Genomic DNA, 16,822 nt, shown 5'->3' with positions numbered 1-16,822 from the left:
GCAGCGAGGGACCGTTGTGGCTGGGCGCTCCGCCGGCATCATCGCCGGTCGACGACGATGTGCTCGCCGCGGCGGCTCGGGGAGTTGTTGCCGTGCGGGCGAGAGGCTGCGGGCCAGTGTCGAACGGCACGGCGTTCGCCGTCGCGCCGGGGGTCCTGGTGGGTGCTGCCCATGTGATTGCAGGGGCATCTGCCATCGAGATCGAATGGTCCCCGAGGGGTGCCACTGATCCGAGCACGTACCCAGCGGTCGTGGTGGGCTACGAGGAGGGACGAGACCTGGCATTGCTGCTGATCGACGCCGCGGTGCCGCCACTCGGCATCGATCAGGCACGGCTGGGCGCATCGGGGGTGGTGCTCGGATACCCCGAAGGCGGAGGGGTCGTGGCCTCACCAGCACGCATCGAGCACTACGTGAGCGCAACCGGGCTGTGGGGTGACGGGACTGCTAGAAGCGTGTACGTGGTTGCTGCCGACATCCGAACCGGACAGTCCGGCGCTCCGTTGGTCGATCAGGGGGGAAACGTTGTCGGTGTGGCATTCGGCACGGTGCGAGGCCCCTCGGAGATCGGATTCGCTCTCAGCCGGGCTGAGTTGGTGGGGTTCCTCGTCTCGGCGGGGGTCGATGCCCGAGTGGACACCCTTGGCCGCACTGTGATCAGGGCGAGACCTGGAGACCTCAGCGAAGTCCCCAACGGCGAATGCGGCGGCGGGTAACGAGGCTTACGCCTCGATCTGCGGCGTTTTCCTCATCTCGGCTTACGCCTCAATCTGCGCTTCTTGCTTCATCTCGGCTTACGCCTCAATGAAGATGCACTCCCCGGGGCACTCTTCGGCGGATTCGATCACGGCGTCGAGCTGGGAGTCGGAAAACTCGGCGAGACCTTCGACACCGCCCGGTTCGGCGAAGACCTTGTCGCCTTCCTTCACGTAGGCCAAGCCGTCGTCGAGCAGTGTGAATACATCAGGTGCGATCTCTTCGCAGAGCCCGTCACCGGTGCACAGATCCTGATCGATCCAGACCTTCATCGTGTAGCGACCCTTCCTCCGCGACGGCCCGATAGGCGAGCCCGCGCCACTAATGAAATCTACCGAGTCGGCGCACGTACCGCACGGCACCCGCGAGCGCTCCCGCCGCGGCCCGTCGGCCATCCATACTGCGCGTCACGTCTTCACAGTAGTGCGCGGGTAGTGTCAGCCGCGCATGGACCAGAGCGAATCCGAACCTCAGCGCAGCAGCGCAGCCGATGCGGGGGTCCTCCGCAGTCGCCTGCGCGCGCTCGAGGAAGAGGTCGCTCTGCTCCGACGCAAACTGGCCGACACGCCTGCGCGCGTCAGCACCCTCGAGGAGCGTTTGCTCGAAGCGAAGGGGCAACTGTCGGCGGCGGTCTCACAGAACGAAAAGCTGACCTACACCCTGCGCGAGGCACGCGAGCACATCGCGGCGCTGCGCGAAGAGGTCGACAAGCTGACCCAACCGCCCTCGGCGTACGGAACGTTCTTGTCCCGCAACGACGACGGCACGGCTGACGTGCACGCGAGCGGTCGCAAGATGCGAGTCGCCCTGCACCCGGACCTGGCCGAGACTGAACTGGTCGAGGGCAGCGAAGTCGTTCTCAACGAGTCCTACAACATCGTGCTGGCGCGTGGGCCCGAGATCTCCGGTGAAGTCGTCACGCTGAATGAGGTACTCGAAGACGGTTTCCGTGCCCTGGTCACTGGCCGCGCCGACGAGGAACGCATCGTGGAGTTGGCGGGCGACCTGCGAGGTCAGCCGCTGCGGTCGGGCGACAACCTGCTGCTCGACGTGCGCTCCAACATCGTGCTGGAACGCCTGCCTCGGCCCGAGGTGGACGATCTGCTGCTCGAGGAGGTGCCTGACGTCACCTATGACGACATCGGCGGGCTCGATACCCAGATCGAGCTGATCACTGATGCGGTCGAACTGCCGTACTTGCACCAGGACTTGTTCCGCACCTACGACCTGCCGGCACCCAAGGGCATCTTGTTGTATGGCCCGCCCGGCTGCGGGAAGACCCTGATTGCCAAGGCAGTGGCCAACTCCCTTGCCGCCAAGGTCGGCGAGGTCTCCGGCCAGCAGGGCGCGCGCAGCTTCTTCATCAACATCAAGGGCCCCGAGCTTTTGAACAAGTACGTGGGCGAGACCGAGCGACAGATCCGGCGCATCTTCGAACGGGCCAGAGAGAAGGCCTCCGAGGGTTGGCCGGTGATCGTGTTCTTCGACGAGATGGAGTCGTTGTTCCGCACCCGCGGCAGCGGCATCAGCTCCGACATGGAGTCCACAGTGGTGCCGCAGTTGCTTGCGGAGATCGATGGCGTTGAGGGCCTGCGCAATGTCATTGTGATCGGCGCCTCGAACCGTGAAGACCTCATCGATCCGGCGATCCTGCGTCCCGGTCGCCTCGACGTGAAGATCAAGATCAACCGACCTGACGAGCAGGCGGCGCTCTCCATCTTCAGCACCTACCTCACGCCGAAGTTGCCGATCGACCCGATGGAGGTGGCCGATATCGGCGGCGGAGACCCCCACAAGGCCGTTCGGATCATGACCGAGCGCACGGTCGACGAGATGTACCGCCCCGACGACTTCAATCGCTTCTTGGAAGTCACCTACCAGAACGGCGACAAGGAAGTCATGTACTTCAAGGACTTTGCATCCGGGGCGATGATCGAAAACATCGTGCGCCGGGCTAAGAAGAACGCCATCAAGCGGTCGCTCGCAACCGGCAGCAGCGGCATCCGTCTCGACGATCTCATGGGCTCGATCCGTCAGGAGTTCCGCGAACACGAAGACCTGCCCAACACGACGAACCCGGACGACTGGGCCAAGATCTCTGGCAAGAAGGGCGAGCGGATCGTGTTCATCCGCACGCTCGTCGACCCCGACGACAGCGATGCACTGGGCGGCCGGGCGATCGAGCGGGTCCAGACCAGCCAATACCTCTGAGTGCTGAGGCTCCCGCGGGCGCCGTGCGGGTGAGTCCCGTTTGTCCTGTTCGCGGGCCTGACAGCTAGGGTCCGGGGCGGTGGCGGTTCACAAGGTCGTTGGCATCGAGACCGAGTTCGGCATTATCCATCGCTGCAACGGCGACTCGAATCCGGTAGCGGCGTCGTCGATGATCATCAACGCCTACGTCAACGGATTCCTGTGCCAGCGCGTCAGCTGGGACTTCGAGGACGAGCAGCCGGGCACCGATGCGAGGGGCTTCAACGAGTTCGATGCCCTCGCGCCCGAGATCGAGACGCATCTCGTCAACGCTGTGTTGACCAACGGCGCTCGCTACTACGTCGACCACGCGCACCCGGAACTGTCGACACCGGAGTGCTCGGACGCACGCCAGTGCGTCATCTACGACCGGGCCGCTGAGGAAATCCTGATCCGCTCCATGGAGGCTGCGAACAACCTCCTGCCTGACGGCGAGGAACTGGTAATCCACAAGAACAACAGCGACGGCAAAGGCAACAGCTACGGCTGCCACGAGAATTACCTGCTGGACCGCGACGTTCCCTTCGGCCGCATCGTGACGTACATCTTGCCCTTCTTCGTGACCCGCCAGATTTTCTGCGGGGCCGGCAAGCTGGGCATGGAAGTGCCGATGGGTGACCGGTCCCCGACCCCATTTGGGGACAGGCCATTCCAGATCAGCCAACGTGCTGACTTCTTCGAGGAGGAAGTCGGGCTAGAGACCACGCTCAAGCGGCCGATCGTCAACACCCGCGACGAGCCCCATGCGGATACGCGCAAGTACCGACGCCTGCACGTGATCATCGGCGACGCCAACATGAGCGAGGTCCAGACATACCTCAAGCTGGGCACGACATCACTGGTGCTGGCGATGATCGACGACGACTTCATGTCCGAGCCGCTGACGCCTCTCGTGCCGGTTGCAGCACTGCGCCAGGTGAGCTTCGACACCTCCCTGTCGGGATTGATCGAACTTGTCGACGGCCGACACATACGGGCCATCGAGATCCAGTGGGAGTACTTGGATCTGGCCCGCAAATACGCTCAAAGCCAGGGATTGGAGGCAGTCGGCGGTGACGACATCGGCAACGACATCCTGGATCGTTGGGAATCGGTGCTCGGCGTACTCGAGTCTGATCCAATGAGCCTTGCGACACAGTTGGACTGGGTTGCCAAGCTGCGTCTGTACCAGGGTTTCGCACAGCGGCACGACCTCGATTGGGATGATCCGAAGCTGGCCGCATTGGACCTGCAATATCACGACCTGCGGCCGTCCAAGTCGCTGGCGCGACGCGTCGGTCTTGAACGGATCACCACTGACGACGAAGTCAATGAAGCAGTCTCAGTGCCGCCTTCGACGACACGTGCATACTTCCGAGGCCGCTGCCTCGAAAAATTCGGGGACGAGATCGTCGCGGCGAACTGGGACTCGATGGTCTTCGACATCGGGACGGATCCACTGCGTCGAGTGCCGATGCTGGAACCGCTGCGAGGAACCCGGAACCACGTGGGTAACTTGTTGGACGAATGCCGCGACGCAGCCGAGTTGCTGCGCCGGCTGGGCAACTAGCCGGCCACCAAGAAGGCAGACTCGGCGCATCCGCAGGCGGCAATCGGAACGTCCACGCATTCGAGACCCAGGCAATCGAAACCGGAGGAAGCCCGAGATGGCAGAACGCTCCCAGATGCGACGATCGGCTCCGAGGGAGACTGAGAGCACCGCGCCCGAGGGCGCATCGGCCGAAGGGGCGACCGAGCTCAAGGCGGAGCTCGACGACCTGCTCGACGAGATCGACGACGTGCTCGAGACCAACGCCGAGGAATTCGTGAAGAACTACGTGCAGAAGGGCGGCGAGTGACTCCCATGCCGTTCTTCGCCCCAGGAGAAGATCCAGGGGCGAGCTTCCTCGAACTGCTGCGACGCACCGGCAGCGAACCGTTCGCCGGGTTCGCCCCGGTCTCTGCCGCTGAGGGCGGCTTCGGGTCCTTCGAGGGGTCCCACGCCACCACCGTGCTCGCAGTGCGCAGCGCCACCGGTGTGGTGGTGGCAGGCGACCGGCGCGCCACCAGCGGTCATCTCATCAGCCATCGCGACATGCGCAAGGTGTTTCCCGCTGATTCCTATTCGGCGGTGGCCATTGCCGGCGCTGCGGGCCCGGCGGTGCAGATGGTCCGCCTCTTCCAGCTGCAGCTGGAGTATTACGAGAAGATCGAAGGCAAGCCGCTGAGTCTGGAAGGCAAGGCGAACCAGCTGGCGGAAATGCTCAGAGCACACCTGCCCCAAGCGATGCGCGGCCTCCCAGTGGTGCCGATCTTCGCCGGCTACGACCCCAGCGATGGGCGCGGCAGGCTGTTCCAGTACGACGTGACCGGAGGCCGTTACGAGGAACAGGACTACGCCACGGCCGGCTCGGGAAGCCTGCACGCGGGGACAGTGCTGAAGCTCGGCTTCCGTGACGACTTGAGCGAGCCCGATGCACTGGCGCTGAGCGTTCAGGCCTTGTGGCATGCGGCTGATTCCGACAGTGCCACCGGAGGGCCCGATCCGGTGCGCGGCATCTACCCGGTGCTTGCTGCAATCGGTCCCAGTGGCTTCCGCCAGCTGAGCGATGCCGACTCAGGGGCGGTCTTCGCAGAACTGCAAGCTGATCTCACTGGTGGCACAAGCGGGGGAGCGGCAAACGCCAATCCAGGCGAGGCACCGCGATGAGCATGCCCGGGCTGTACGTCAGCCCCGAACAGCTCATGCAGGATCGGGCGGATTATGCCCGCAAGGGCATCGCCCGGGGTCGCTCGCTGGTGACGCTGGAATACGACCGTGGCATTGCGCTGGTGGCCGAGAACGCCAGCGCGACGCTCCGCAAGGTGTCCGAAATTTATGATCGGATCGCATTCGGCGGTGTAGGCCGGTACATCGAGTTCGATCAGCTGCGCGTCGCCGGAGTTCGCCACGCCGAGCTGAAGGGCTACCAGTACTCGCGCTCGGACGTCGAGGCCCGCAGCCTTGCCAACCAGTACGCGCAGATGCTGGGGCAGTTCTTCACTCACGAGCTCAAGCCGCTTGAAGTTGAGATCGTGGTGGTCGAAGTGGGGATCGGCGACGAGGCCAACCAGCTCTACCGGATCCAGTACGACGGGACCGTCATGGACGAGGAGGCCTATTGCTGTATCGGAGGCGATGCCGATGCAGTTCGCGAGCGGGTCGCGGAGGGCTACGACCGCGAACTCGATGCCGACGCCGCCATCGGGTTGGCTCGAGGAGCGCTGGCAGGTCCTGAACGCGAGGTGTTTGCAGCGGATCTCGAAGTGGCACTGCTTGAGGCGATCGTGCCCGATGGCACCCATCGTCGGCGTTGCTTCCGGCGCCTGGACGATGCCGAGGTGGAAGTTGCCCTCGGCGACGATGCAGAACAGCCCCAGGATGGTTCTGAGCAGGAAGATTCCTAGATCGGAACTACGGTGAGCGCCGTGCAGCGGCGCATCATGGGTCTCGAGAACGAGTACGGGGTGACGTGCACGCTGCGAGGGCAGCGTCGGCTCAGCCCCGACGAAGTGGCGCGCTACCTGTTTCGCAGGGTTGTCTCGTGGGGGCGATCCAGCAATGTGTTCCTCGCGAACGGGGCGCGCCTGTATCTCGACGTCGGCAGCCATCCCGAGTACGCCACACCCGAGTGCGACTCCGTCTATGACGTGGTGTGCCACGACCGCGCGGGCGAGCGCATCCTCGAACAGCTCGTCGCCAGCGCGACCGAGCGGCTGGCCGAGGAAGCCTTCAACGGCACGATTTTCCTGTTCAAGAACAACACCGACTCGGCCGGGAACAGTTACGGGTGCCACGAGAACTACCTGACCAGCCGCGCGGATGACTTCTCGAACTACGCCGAGGTGCTGATTCCGTTCCTCGTGACCCGCCAGATCTACGTCGGTGCGGGCAAGGTGCTCAACACCGCCAAGGGCGCCCGGTACTGCATCACCCAGCGCGCCGAGCACATCTGGGAGAGCGTGTCGAGCGCGACCACGCGCAGCCGCCCGATCATCAACACTCGTGACGAGCCGCACGCCGACGCCGAGCGCTTTCGACGCTTGCATGTCATTGTCGGCGACTCGAACATGAGCGAATACACGTCATTCCTCAAGATCGGTGCCGCTGCGCTGATGCTGCGCATGCTCGAAGACCCGGCGGTGGTGCTGCGGGACATGACGCTCGAGAACCCGATCCGTGCGATCCGCGAGATCAGCCACGACATCACCTGCCGTCGCAAGGTGCGCCTCGCCAACGGGCGTGAAGTGAGCGCCTTCGACATCCAATCGGAGTATCTCGAGCGGGCACTGCGTTTTGCCGAGACGAACGACCTCACTGCAGAAGAATCGCGGGCGTTGGGTATGTGGGAGCACGCCATGACGGTGATCGGTGACGATCCGCTGCTGCTCGACCGCGAGGTGGACTGGGTCATCAAGCACAAACTGCTCACCAGCTACGCCGACCGCGCCGAAGTTGGCTTCGACGACCCCCACATCGCACTGCTGGACCTGCAGTACCACCATGTCCATTCGACGCGCGGCGTCTTCTATCTGATGCAGCGACGGGGACTCATCGAGCGAGTTCTCGATGACGCCGACGTCCGCCGAGCCACTGAGGAGGCCCCGCAGACGACCAGGGCGCGCCTGAGGGGGGCGTTCGTCCGCGAGGCCAAGGCCCGTCGCCGGGACTACACCGTCGACTGGGTGCACCTGAAGCTCAACGACCAGGCTCAGCGAACCGTCTTGTGCAAAGACCCGTTCCGTTCCCACGACGAACGCGTCGACAAGCTGATCGAATCGCTGTGATGAGCGCTGTCGCCCGCCAGAATCCGCGCTGCAACGCAGTCCCGCGCCGACACGCAACTGGCTGACGGCAGCCGATGCCGCGCTTTGCGCGCCTGCGAGCCACCGAGGTGCGTGATGTGAGGCCCGGGCTGGCGCGAATGACCCTGTCAGACGGCAGCGAGGCGTATGCCCTCACTGATCTGTGCGGACCGGTGGGGGTCGGCGATGAACTGCTCGTGAATGCCTCGGCGCTGGAGCTGGACCTCGGCAGCGGGGGGGCACATGTCGTCCATACGAATCTGAGCGCGCCCTATGCCGGTGATGATGTTCCGGGACGGGTCATGAAGGCCCGGTATCTCGCCGAGCAGTTGCCGGTCGATGCTTTCGAGGAGGCTGCGGGCACTGGCTCCGATCACCTTGACGTGTCCGTGCTGCCGTCGCTGGCTGGCGTCCGGGTCGTGCTGTGCGTGCTGCACAGCCATGCACTGGCGCTGGCCGCCACGGTGCGCGATGCCGTCGGCGTTGCACCGGGCTATGTCATGACCGACGGCGGGGCGCTGCCGTTCGTTCTGAGCGATCTTGCGGCCGTGAGCCTTGAGCGGGGCACGATCGCGACAGCTGTGAGCGCCGGGCAGGCCTTCGGTGCGCCGATCGAGTCGGTCACGGTCGCCTCCGGAGTCGCAGCATTGGCGCGCCAGAACATCGACCGTGTCGTCGTCGCGCCTGGACTTGGACACCTCGGCACCGCGAGCCCCCTGGGCTTCTCGGCGCTGGATCTCGTTGGCCACGCCGCCGTGCTGGACGGTCTCGGTGCAGCTACCGCGCTGGCAGTGCGCGCATCGTCGGACGATGAGCGAGAACGACACCGCGGTGTCAGCCATCACACCCGCTCCATGGCCGCGCTGGCCCCCGAACGCACTGTCGTGCCGGTTCCGGCGCGCCGTGCGAAACGTGATGCCGCATGGGTTGAGACTCTGGGAAAGCGGGCGATCCACATGGAGCCGGCCGCGGTCGGTGAAGCGCTTGCCCGCAGCGGGCTGAGCGTCACTTCCATGGGTCGTCCATTGGAACGCGACCAGCAAGCGTGTGAGTGGCTGGGGGCAGCGGCAGCCTGGCTGGCGGCGTCACCATGAGCGTTGCGGGCGAAGGCGGCGATTGCGACCCGGCTGACGGCCGGAGGCCATTAGGTCGCCAGCCGCGTATCGCGCGGGCCATGAGCCGGCGAACACGCAACCTGCTGTCGTGGGCGTGGGTCCTGCTGGCTGCGGTGACGCTCGCATTGCTGATGCGGATGTTTCTGATCGCCGCCTTCTCCATCCCCTCCGAGTCGATGGAGCCAGTGCTCCAGATCGGAGACCGCTTGCTGGTCTCCAAGCTCAGCTACCGCATCGGGGATCCCGACCCGGGTGACATCGTCGTGTTCCGGACGCCTGATGCGCTGAAGCCGTCGAAAACCTCTGAGCTCGTCAAGCGAGTCGTCGCCATCGGCGGTCAGACGGTCGAGGCCGAAGGCGGACAGCTCATCGTTGACGGCGTTCCGGTGCCAGAGGACTACCTCCCGGCCGATACGTACACCAGCAGCTTCACGCAGCAGCTGATTCCGGCCGGGTACGTGTTCGTCATGGGCGACAACCGGCTCTCGAGCCAGGACAGTCGCTTCTTCGGGCCGATCCCCGAGAATGAAATCGTCGGGCGGGCGTTCGCGCGTTTCTGGCCGCCCAATCGGCTCGGTGGTCTGTAGGACCGCCTGTGCAGGGTTGAGGGGGGCCGATCCGGCAGAGCGGCTGTTCAGGCGGGTTGTGCCTCGCAGATGTCGCCGTCCGGTGCCGGTTCGGCTGGTTCGCTCGGTGAAGTGACACCGGCGATCAGCCGGTCGACGTGGTCGCCGTACAAGCCGTCGAGGCCCATGTCGCGCAGTGCTGCGGCCAACCGGATGTGCTGGACATCCCACCCGAAGCAAAGACGTCCGAAGCGGTGGAAGAGCGCTGCGAGTCCTCCGGTCCAGTCCTTGGCGGGGAGGTTGACTGCGTCGATGCCGCTGTCGGCCATCGCCGCCGCCCGGCGCTCCGGACCTTCCTTCATTCGTCGTACGCGGGTCGAGTCGACAATGTGTGCAGTGGTGCGATTACGCAACTCGGCGAGCAGCTCCCAGTCCGCGTGGCACAGCCACAGGCGGTCTTCTGCCCCGGCGGATCGGGCGGCCTCGATGACTGCGTCAGCCGCCGCGGGGTCTTTCACGTCAACCGAGAGTTCGAAGTCGGTACCGCAGGACTGATACACGTCTGCAAGCGTTCCGACGTCGGGACCGATGCGTTCACGGGTGAATGAGCTGAAAGGACGGCGAACGCCCCGGTGCCAGACAACTCCGTCGTGGTCCAGCATCGGATGACCATCTCTGCTCAGCCAGACATCGGTCTCGAGGCCCGTTGCTCCCAAGTCCAAGGCCACGGCGAACGTCTCAAGCGCGTTGTCAGGGCCATGAGCACGCCCGCCCCGATGCGCGAATGTGATCGGTGGCGTGCACAATGACGGCAGCGGCTGCGGGGGCACGGCTCTATCGTGCCAATTTGGATGCCGCGTGCCGCGGAATTCACCAGATGTGGCCGATGTACTGCGGTTTACGACGGACGTTTCGGTCGTCTGTCGCGCCGTAGGGTTCGGCTCATGGGGGCGATCTGGCTGCTGCCGACTGTCGCGTTCGGCGTACTCGTCGTTGTCAGCACGCTCATGATTCGGCGGCTGGCCGTCGAGTTGCGGGCTACGGCTGAGGGGCTGGCATCCATCACTGAAACAACTGCTTCGGTGCGCGCCGACGTCGTTCGGGCTCGAGCCGCCATCGACAGCCTGGACCTGCCGTCGGTACGCGAAGCCACGGCCGAGAGAGCGCTCGGCATGGTGGTGCGATGGGCGGCCCGCCGGATGCTGCCGTTCTGAAACGCTGCCGTCTGGACCACCAGGGCCTGTGTGCTCGGCAGCAAAGCAGAACCGCCGCGCAGGGCCGGGGTTCTACCATCGAGCCGTGAGCCTGCAGCCCAACGAGGTGCTGATCATCGCATTCGTGGCCCTGATTGTGCTGGGGCCCACGCGTTTGCCGGGCGCAATCCGCAGCATCGGCCGCTTCTTTCGGCAGGTGCGGGACTTCTCGACGACCGTTCGTCAGGAGATGGACGCCACGCTGTCGCCGCCGAATGTGGAACCTGCATCGTCGCCCGATCCACCGACGCCAGCAGACCCGGCCGAGGCCCCTGGTGCGCAGGGTGAGGGCGAGTCCTCCCAGTCCGACGCGGCCGATCCGGCGGCGGATCGCTCGACCAGCGACGGCCCTGCGTGAGGCTCTGGCGACGGCGCCGGCCTCGGCCGGCCGTGATGGGCTTCTGGGATCACGTCGCGGAGCTGCGTTTCCGGCTCATCTGGGGCATCGTGGCTGTCGGCGGGGGCATGGTGGTGGGGCTCTTCCTCTACGACTGGCTGCTTGCCGAGATCTTCCTGCCGCCGTACTGCAACGTGCTGGAGGCTCAGGAGATCGATCGTCCCTGCAGCCTGGTGATCACGACACCGCTGGAGGGCTTTCGCACCCGCATCAAGGTGTCGGTCTATCTCGGTGTGGTGCTGGCCATGCCGGTGCTGCTGTGGCACCTGTGGCGATTCATCACGCCTGCACTTGATCGCCGGGAGAAGCGCTGGGTGGTGCCGTTCGTGATAGCGGGATTCCTGCTCTTTGCGGCGGGTGCCTTGCTGGCGTACTTCACCTTCGAGCGGGCGCTGGACTTCCTGATCGCCGTCAGCGGTGACGCCGTCGACCCGTTGCTCGGACCTGGCTCGTACCTCGGCTTGGTGACCTTCATGATGCTGGCCTTCGGCATCGGTTTCGAGTTCCCGATCGTCCTGGTGTTTCTCCAGATGGCCGGCATGGTGACGCCGCGGCAGCTGAGCCGGGTCCGCCGTTATGCCATTGTCGGCATCGTGGCCGGCGCGGCGATCATCACGCCGTCTGGCGACCCTGTGACACTCGCTGCACTGTCGGTGCCCCTGTACGTGTTCTACGAGCTGTCGATCCTGGTTGGCTTTGTGATCTTGCGACGCCGCAGCGGGTCTGCGGGGTGGCGATTTGGTCGCCGTCGAGCGCAGGAATCCCGGACACCCGCAGCCAGCGTGACGGACTCCTCTCCGTGAGTGCAACGGACGGTCAAGCGGATCCAGCGGGGCGATGTCCCGAAGCCACCAAGCCAGAGCAGCCGCCACCGCTCGTCGACCTGTTGGTAGCGCGGGGAATCTCGCCTGACGGCTTTCAGATCGAGGCATTCGAAGCGGTCGAGCGGGGCAACTCGGTGCTCGTGGCCGCACCGACGTCGTCGGGCAAGACGCTGGTGGCCGAGTACGCGATCGCAGCGACCCTGCAAGCCGGCAAGCGTGCGGCCTACACGACGCCAACCAAAGCCCTGTCGAACCAGAAGCTGCGCGAACTGCGCTCATGGTTGGGATCTGAACGGGTGGGGCTGCTCACCGGTGACAACGTGGTCCGCCCTGAAGCCGACGTCGTCGTCATGACCACCGAAGTGCTGCGCAACATGATCTACGCCGGGTCGCCGCACGTGGCCCAATTCGGCGTGGCGGTGCTGGACGAAGTGCACTACTTGCAGGATCCGTACCGGGGGGCCGTCTGGGAAGAGGTCATCATCAGCACTCCTGCACACATGCGCTTGGTGTGCCTGTCGGCCACGGTCAGCAACGCGTACGAACTCGCATCGTGGATCGAAGCCACCGCCGGCCGGTGCGAGGCGGTGGTGTGCACGCAGCGGCCCGTGCCCCTCGAAGACCGTTACCTGCTGTTCGAGCGGCACAGTCGGCGTCTGGTGGATCTGCCCACCTTGCGGGATGGTCAGCCCAATCCCGAGATCGAACGGTTGCTGGAACGTGCCCGTTCCCGTTCGGGAGGCCACCGTCGCCAACGTGGCGCAGGTGTGCGACCGGCGAGACCACGGCGCACTGAGATCGTGGAACACCTTGCCACCACCGCAAAGCTGCCCGCAATCATCTTTGTGTTCTCCCGCCAGGGTTGCGACGATGCCGCCCGGGCGCTCGCGGCGCAGGGCGCGGCCTTCCTGGATGCCTCCCAGCAGTACCGGGTACGCCAGATCGCTGCAGCCCACACCGCCTCCCTGGAATCAGGTGACCTCGACGCACTCGGCTACCACGAGTGGCTTGAGGGACTCACCGCAGGCGTCGCAGCCCACCACGCAGGTCTGGTGCCGGCCTTCAAGGAAGCAATCGAAGACTGTTTCGCCGCGGGGCTGTTGGCCGTGGTGTTCGCGACCGAGACACTGGCGGTTGGAGTGAACATGCCAGCCCGATCAGTGGTGATCGAACAGCTCAGCCGCTTCCGTGGGGAGGGCTTCGCCGCATTGACGCCGGGCGAGTACACCCAGCTCACCGGCCGTGCAGGTCGCCGCGGGATCGACGAGATTGGCTACGCCTACACGCTGTGGCACCCGCACACGGCGTTCGGCGAGGCGGCTCGCCTGGCTGCGAGCAACGACTTCGAACTTGAGTCCTCGTTCCGGCCGACATACAACATGGTTGCCAACCTCATCGCCAGCCGAACGCGCGACGAGGCAGTCGAGATGCTGCAGCGGTCGTTCGCCCAGTGGCGGGCGGATCGGCGGGTCGGCGAATGGACCGCTGCGCTCGAAGTCGAGCGCCGGGAGCTGCGTGAAGCCCGTGCACGACTGCGGTCGATGGGCGGTGGCCGCGCTCGCCCAGAGGCACACGCCCCGCAGCGTGGAGGTTCGGGAGTTGGTCATCGGCATCGACGCGGCAAACCCACCGATCGGCGCCTGGACCGAGCGCTTGTCGACGCAGAGCGGCAAGCCGAACGAACCGGAGCGCGGGTCAGCCGCTTGAAGGACCGGATCAAGCTCGCAAAGGGGGGCCTGGCCCGGCAGCTCGATGCCATCAACGAGATACTGAACATCTTCGGCTGCGCGGACGGCTGGTCGCTCAATCCGGCGGGTGAGTGCTTGAAGTCCGTGTTCCATGAATCGGACTTGCTGACGGTGCTGTGTCTGCGTGAGGGCGTGTTCGACGGTGTCGCACCGGCTCGACTAGCCGGCCTGGTCTCGGTGCTGACCTACGAGCATCGAAGCAGCCGGCCGCCGCCCGCCCCCCGGTATCGGGACAACGATTGTCGGGATCGGGCGGCGCTCATTCTTGAGCTGGCGACACAGATCAACCGCGCCGAACGCCAGCACAACGTGGTGGCCTCTCGCCCGCCTGATGCCTCGTTCTTCGCTACGGCACACGCCTGGGCGGACGGAGCAACCTACGTCGAGCTGTGGCAGGGCGATCTCTACGGTGGCGACGCACCTGCGGGAGGTGACTTCGTTCGCCAGATGCGGCAGCTGATCGACTTGGTGGACAGAATCGCAGAGGTTGCTTCGAACGGCGCCACACGACGCACAGCGGCTAACGCACGCTCGGCGCTCGACCGCGGAGTGGTCGCAGCAGCGGCGCGGGTCTCCGACGAAACCGTGGGCACGCCAGCTGCGACGGCGTCGGGAGAGGGATTCGTCCCAGCTCCTGTGGTGACCCGTACTCGCAGGCTTCCATGACGATTCAACGCAACCAGCCGTGGGGAACGGCCGCAACGCTGCCCGAGGGGGCACCGATCGCTGGCAGCAACGCGGAACTGCGTAGGTTGATCACCTGTCAGCGAGCGGCGGATCGCCCACCGTCGCCGATCGGCGTGACGGGCGGTGACCTGTGGCGGGTGGTGGGCGCACCAGCGGGCGGAGCGGAACGCCTGCGTTGCGAGATCGCCCGGACTGCACCGGTCGACCTCATCGAGGTGGTGGCCGATGAGGTGGTCCACTGGGCGTGCGTGCACGCCATTGCACGCAACTCGTGGTGGCGCGGACCCGCCATGGCGGCAATGAGCGCCGACCTTGCGGGGGAGTTTCGTCTCGCGCCCGCTGCCCATCCCAACGACGGGCGACTGCACGTGCTCACCACGGGAATCGATCAGCCGGCGCTGAGCTTGGCACAACGAGTGCTGGCCCGGCGGCGCCTGCGGTCGGGAGCCCACCTGCCGCATCCGGCCATCGCCATGCGGCGTGTGACAAGTACGGAATTCCAGTTCGGCAAACCCTTGGGGCTGTGGCTCGATGGAGAGCGGGTGGGCAGATGCCTTGAGCTGACTGTCACGATCCAGCCAGACGCCGCGCTGATCGTGTTCTGATCCGCGAACGCTTGCTCGGTGTACCTGTGGCCTGCCGCAACGGGCTGTGCCCCGGCGGCGGCCCGGGAACGAAGGTCCACGGAGGACAGGCCGGTGCGCCATACCATCGGCGCGGTGTCGTCGCTCGAGTTGACCTGCCGGTGATCCACTACGCCGCCGAGACGTTCACTCCTGATGAGCGGGACGTCTTGCGGCGCTATGTCACCAACCTGCGCCAGCCGGTATTCGCCCTCGTCAACCTTCCCGAAGTGGTGAAGGGGGCGTTGTTCGCTCGCTACTCCAGGACGCACAAGACTCTCCGACGGCTCCTGCTTGACGAGTTCGTCGACGATCTCGACATCTCCGGCGATGAGACCATCGACGCCACCGTCGGCGTCGAACGTGCCGAACAGCTCTACCAGCGCGTATTTGTGGAATACGGCGACGACTCGGTGGCCCAGCTCGGAGCAGTGCATCTCGCGTGTGAGCAGGCCTCCAACTTGCTCACCAAGATTCTCGAACGAGGACGGCTGATGTCGTACCTCGAGCAATCCACCCGCTACCTCGCCTACGACGAGCGTGTCCAGGGTCGTTACCGGTATCACCGACCGCCAAGCGTCATGAGTTCAGCCGTCGGAACACGCTTCATCGGCGATGTCGATCGCATGTTCGACGCCTACGGCGACATGGTCCGCCGGATGACCGCATGGCTGACCGACCACCACGACGCCGCCAAAGGCGGCACTGTGTCGTCTGTCACCGCCAAAGGCGGTGATCTTGCCCGTCGCCGGGCGATTCGAGCTCAGGCTTTCGACGCGGCCCGTGGGCTGCTTCCCGCAGCCAGCTTGTCCAACGTCGGCATCTTCGGCAGCGGGCAGGCCTATGAGGCGCTTCTGCTGCGGATGAGGGCCCATCCGCTGCCCGAGGCGCGCAGTTATGCCCAGTTGATGCTGACCGAGCTTCGCAAAGTCATCCCGTCGTTCCTGCGGCGTGTCGACCAGCCCGACCGGGGGATCGTGTGGTCGGACTACCTGGAGGCCAACCGCGTCGCGATGGACGAGTTCGTCGCCGAGCTGTTCGACGATGAGACACCCGAACCGGTGCCCGAGGTCGTCTTGACCGATTGGGACCCCGTCGGCGAGGAAAAGATGCTCGCGGCGATGCTGTTCCCCTACACCGACCTGCCCGAGTCGCAGATTGCTGCGCGGGTGAGAGAGATGACCGAGGCCCAGCGCTTGGACTTGGTGCAGCGCTATGCCGGTGAGCGAACCAACCGCCGTCACCGACCGAGCCGAGCGCTCGAGCGAATCGACTACCGGTTCGATGTGCTCGGCGACTATGGGAGCTTCCGTGACCTGCAGCGGCATCGCCTGCTGACGATCGAATGGCAGCCACTCGGGCCGCGTCACGGTTACGTCGTTCCCGGTCTCGTCGATGCCGCTGGTGGGGGAGAGGCGTACGACGAGGTCATGGAGCTGTCGGCGGAGATGTATGACGCGCTCGCCGACGCCGTAGGACCGCTGGAGGCCTCCTACGCAGTCGCCATGGCGTACCGGGTGCGCTACAGCATGCAGTTCAACGCTCGCGAGGCGATGCACATGATCGAGCTGCGATCCCAGCCGCAGGGGCACGAGGACTACCGGCGCATCGTGACCGAGATGTATCGCCAGATTGCCGAAGTGGCAGGCCATCGCGCCGTCGCTGCGATGTTGTCGCATGTGGATCTGTCCCAAGGCGTGCTGGGGCGTCTCGGTGCCGAGGAGGCCACCGAGCGCCGCCGCTCCGCCGAACCGGCCTGATGGACCCCGCCACATGAGC

Annotated in this window: 17 protein-coding genes; 15 read left to right on the top strand and 2 right to left on the bottom strand. The window is 65.4% G+C overall.

Annotated elements, in window-relative coordinates; genetic code table 11:
• The first annotated feature begins 14 nt into the window (after positions 1 to 14).
• Positions 15 to 716, top strand: coding sequence for a S1 family peptidase (locus ACOQPH_RS06280; RefSeq protein WP_420623860.1), 702 nt, complete (start codon positions 15 to 17; stop codon positions 714 to 716).
• Between the two features lie 78 nt (positions 717 to 794).
• Here the strand turns inward: ACOQPH_RS06280 and ACOQPH_RS06275 are convergent, their stop codons facing one another.
• Positions 795 to 1,028 carry a ferredoxin gene (locus ACOQPH_RS06275; RefSeq protein ID WP_419553265.1) on the bottom strand — a complete coding sequence of 78 codons (234 nt, stop codon included), beginning with the start codon at positions 1,026 to 1,028 and terminating at the stop codon, positions 795 to 797.
• A 175-nt stretch (positions 1,029 to 1,203) separates the two neighbouring features.
• Here ACOQPH_RS06275 and arc point away from each other — a divergent pair, with 175 nt between their 5' ends.
• The 8 genes from arc (at position 1,204) to lepB (ending at position 9,532) form a co-directional block, all read left to right on the top strand.
• Complete coding sequence (gene arc, locus ACOQPH_RS06270) at positions 1,204 to 2,967, top strand: proteasome ATPase (RefSeq protein ID WP_419553264.1); 1,764 nt, start codon at positions 1,204 to 1,206, stop codon at positions 2,965 to 2,967.
• Between the two features lie 79 nt (positions 2,968 to 3,046).
• The gene (dop, locus tag ACOQPH_RS06265) at positions 3,047 to 4,555 is read left to right on the top strand and encodes a depupylase/deamidase Dop (RefSeq protein ID WP_419553263.1); all 1,509 of its coding nucleotides are present in this window, start codon (positions 3,047 to 3,049) and stop codon (positions 4,553 to 4,555) included.
• Positions 4,556 to 4,652: 97 nt separating this feature from the next.
• Complete coding sequence (locus ACOQPH_RS06260) at positions 4,653 to 4,844, top strand: ubiquitin-like protein Pup (RefSeq protein WP_420623859.1); 192 nt, start codon at positions 4,653 to 4,655, stop codon at positions 4,842 to 4,844.
• Between the two features lie 5 nt (positions 4,845 to 4,849).
• A complete protein-coding gene (gene prcB / locus ACOQPH_RS06255) occupies positions 4,850 to 5,695 on the top strand; it encodes a proteasome subunit beta (protein WP_419554868.1) in 846 nt (281 codons plus the stop codon).
• On the top strand, positions 5,692 to 6,432 hold the full coding sequence (prcA, locus tag ACOQPH_RS06250; protein WP_419553261.1) for a proteasome subunit alpha: 741 nt from the start codon (positions 5,692 to 5,694) through the stop codon (positions 6,430 to 6,432). The genes prcB and prcA overlap by 4 nt, the downstream gene beginning before the upstream one ends.
• A 21-nt stretch (positions 6,433 to 6,453) precedes the next feature.
• Positions 6,454 to 7,812, top strand: coding sequence for a Pup--protein ligase (pafA, locus tag ACOQPH_RS06245; RefSeq protein WP_420623858.1), 1,359 nt, complete (start codon positions 6,454 to 6,456; stop codon positions 7,810 to 7,812).
• Positions 7,813 to 7,949: 137 nt separating this feature from the next.
• Positions 7,950 to 8,924, top strand: coding sequence for a DUF3866 family protein (locus tag ACOQPH_RS06240; RefSeq protein WP_420623857.1), 975 nt, complete (start codon positions 7,950 to 7,952; stop codon positions 8,922 to 8,924).
• An 80-nt stretch (positions 8,925 to 9,004) separates the two neighbouring features.
• Complete coding sequence (gene lepB, locus ACOQPH_RS06235) at positions 9,005 to 9,532, top strand: signal peptidase I (protein ID WP_420623856.1); 528 nt, start codon at positions 9,005 to 9,007, stop codon at positions 9,530 to 9,532.
• A gap of 47 nt (positions 9,533 to 9,579) precedes the next feature.
• On the opposite strand, the gene ACOQPH_RS06230 is transcribed toward lepB, so the two are convergent.
• On the bottom strand, positions 9,580 to 10,341 hold the full coding sequence (locus tag ACOQPH_RS06230) for a glycerophosphodiester phosphodiesterase (RefSeq protein ID WP_420623855.1): 762 nt from the start codon (positions 10,339 to 10,341) through the stop codon (positions 9,580 to 9,582).
• A 114-nt stretch (positions 10,342 to 10,455) separates the two neighbouring features.
• Between ACOQPH_RS06230 and ACOQPH_RS06225 the strand changes: the two genes are divergently transcribed.
• The 6 genes from ACOQPH_RS06225 to ACOQPH_RS06200 all read left to right on the top strand — a co-directional run bounded on the left by ACOQPH_RS06225 (position 10,456) and on the right by ACOQPH_RS06200 (position 16,803).
• Positions 10,456 to 10,725: a hypothetical protein gene (locus ACOQPH_RS06225; protein ID WP_419553256.1), complete on the top strand. Its 270-nt coding sequence runs from the start codon at positions 10,456 to 10,458 to the stop codon at positions 10,723 to 10,725.
• A gap of 85 nt (positions 10,726 to 10,810) precedes the next feature.
• Positions 10,811 to 11,122 carry a twin-arginine translocase TatA/TatE family subunit gene (locus tag ACOQPH_RS06220; RefSeq protein ID WP_420623854.1) on the top strand — a complete coding sequence of 104 codons (312 nt, stop codon included), beginning with the start codon at positions 10,811 to 10,813 and terminating at the stop codon, positions 11,120 to 11,122.
• The gene (gene tatC, locus ACOQPH_RS06215) at positions 11,119 to 11,964 is read left to right on the top strand and encodes a twin-arginine translocase subunit TatC (RefSeq protein ID WP_420623853.1); all 846 of its coding nucleotides are present in this window, start codon (positions 11,119 to 11,121) and stop codon (positions 11,962 to 11,964) included. Before ACOQPH_RS06220 ends, tatC begins: the two co-directional genes overlap by 4 nt.
• Positions 11,961 to 14,399, top strand: coding sequence for a DEAD/DEAH box helicase (locus tag ACOQPH_RS06210; RefSeq protein WP_420623852.1), 2,439 nt, complete (start codon positions 11,961 to 11,963; stop codon positions 14,397 to 14,399). Before tatC ends, ACOQPH_RS06210 begins: the two co-directional genes overlap by 4 nt.
• Positions 14,396 to 15,025, top strand: a complete 630-nt coding sequence (locus tag ACOQPH_RS06205; protein ID WP_420623851.1) for a hypothetical protein — start codon at positions 14,396 to 14,398, stop codon at positions 15,023 to 15,025. The genes ACOQPH_RS06210 and ACOQPH_RS06205 overlap by 4 nt, the downstream gene beginning before the upstream one ends.
• 140 nt (positions 15,026 to 15,165) lie before the next feature.
• A complete protein-coding gene (locus tag ACOQPH_RS06200) occupies positions 15,166 to 16,803 on the top strand; it encodes an FAD-dependent thymidylate synthase (protein ID WP_420623850.1) in 1,638 nt (545 codons plus the stop codon).
• Positions 16,804 to 16,822: the final 19 nt, after the last annotated feature.

Source organism: Candidatus Poriferisodalis sp. (assembly GCF_965221945.1).
Taxonomy (GTDB): Bacteria; Actinomycetota; Acidimicrobiia; order Acidimicrobiales; family Poriferisodalaceae; genus Poriferisodalis.
This window is presented reverse-complemented; position numbering and strand designations above follow the sequence as displayed.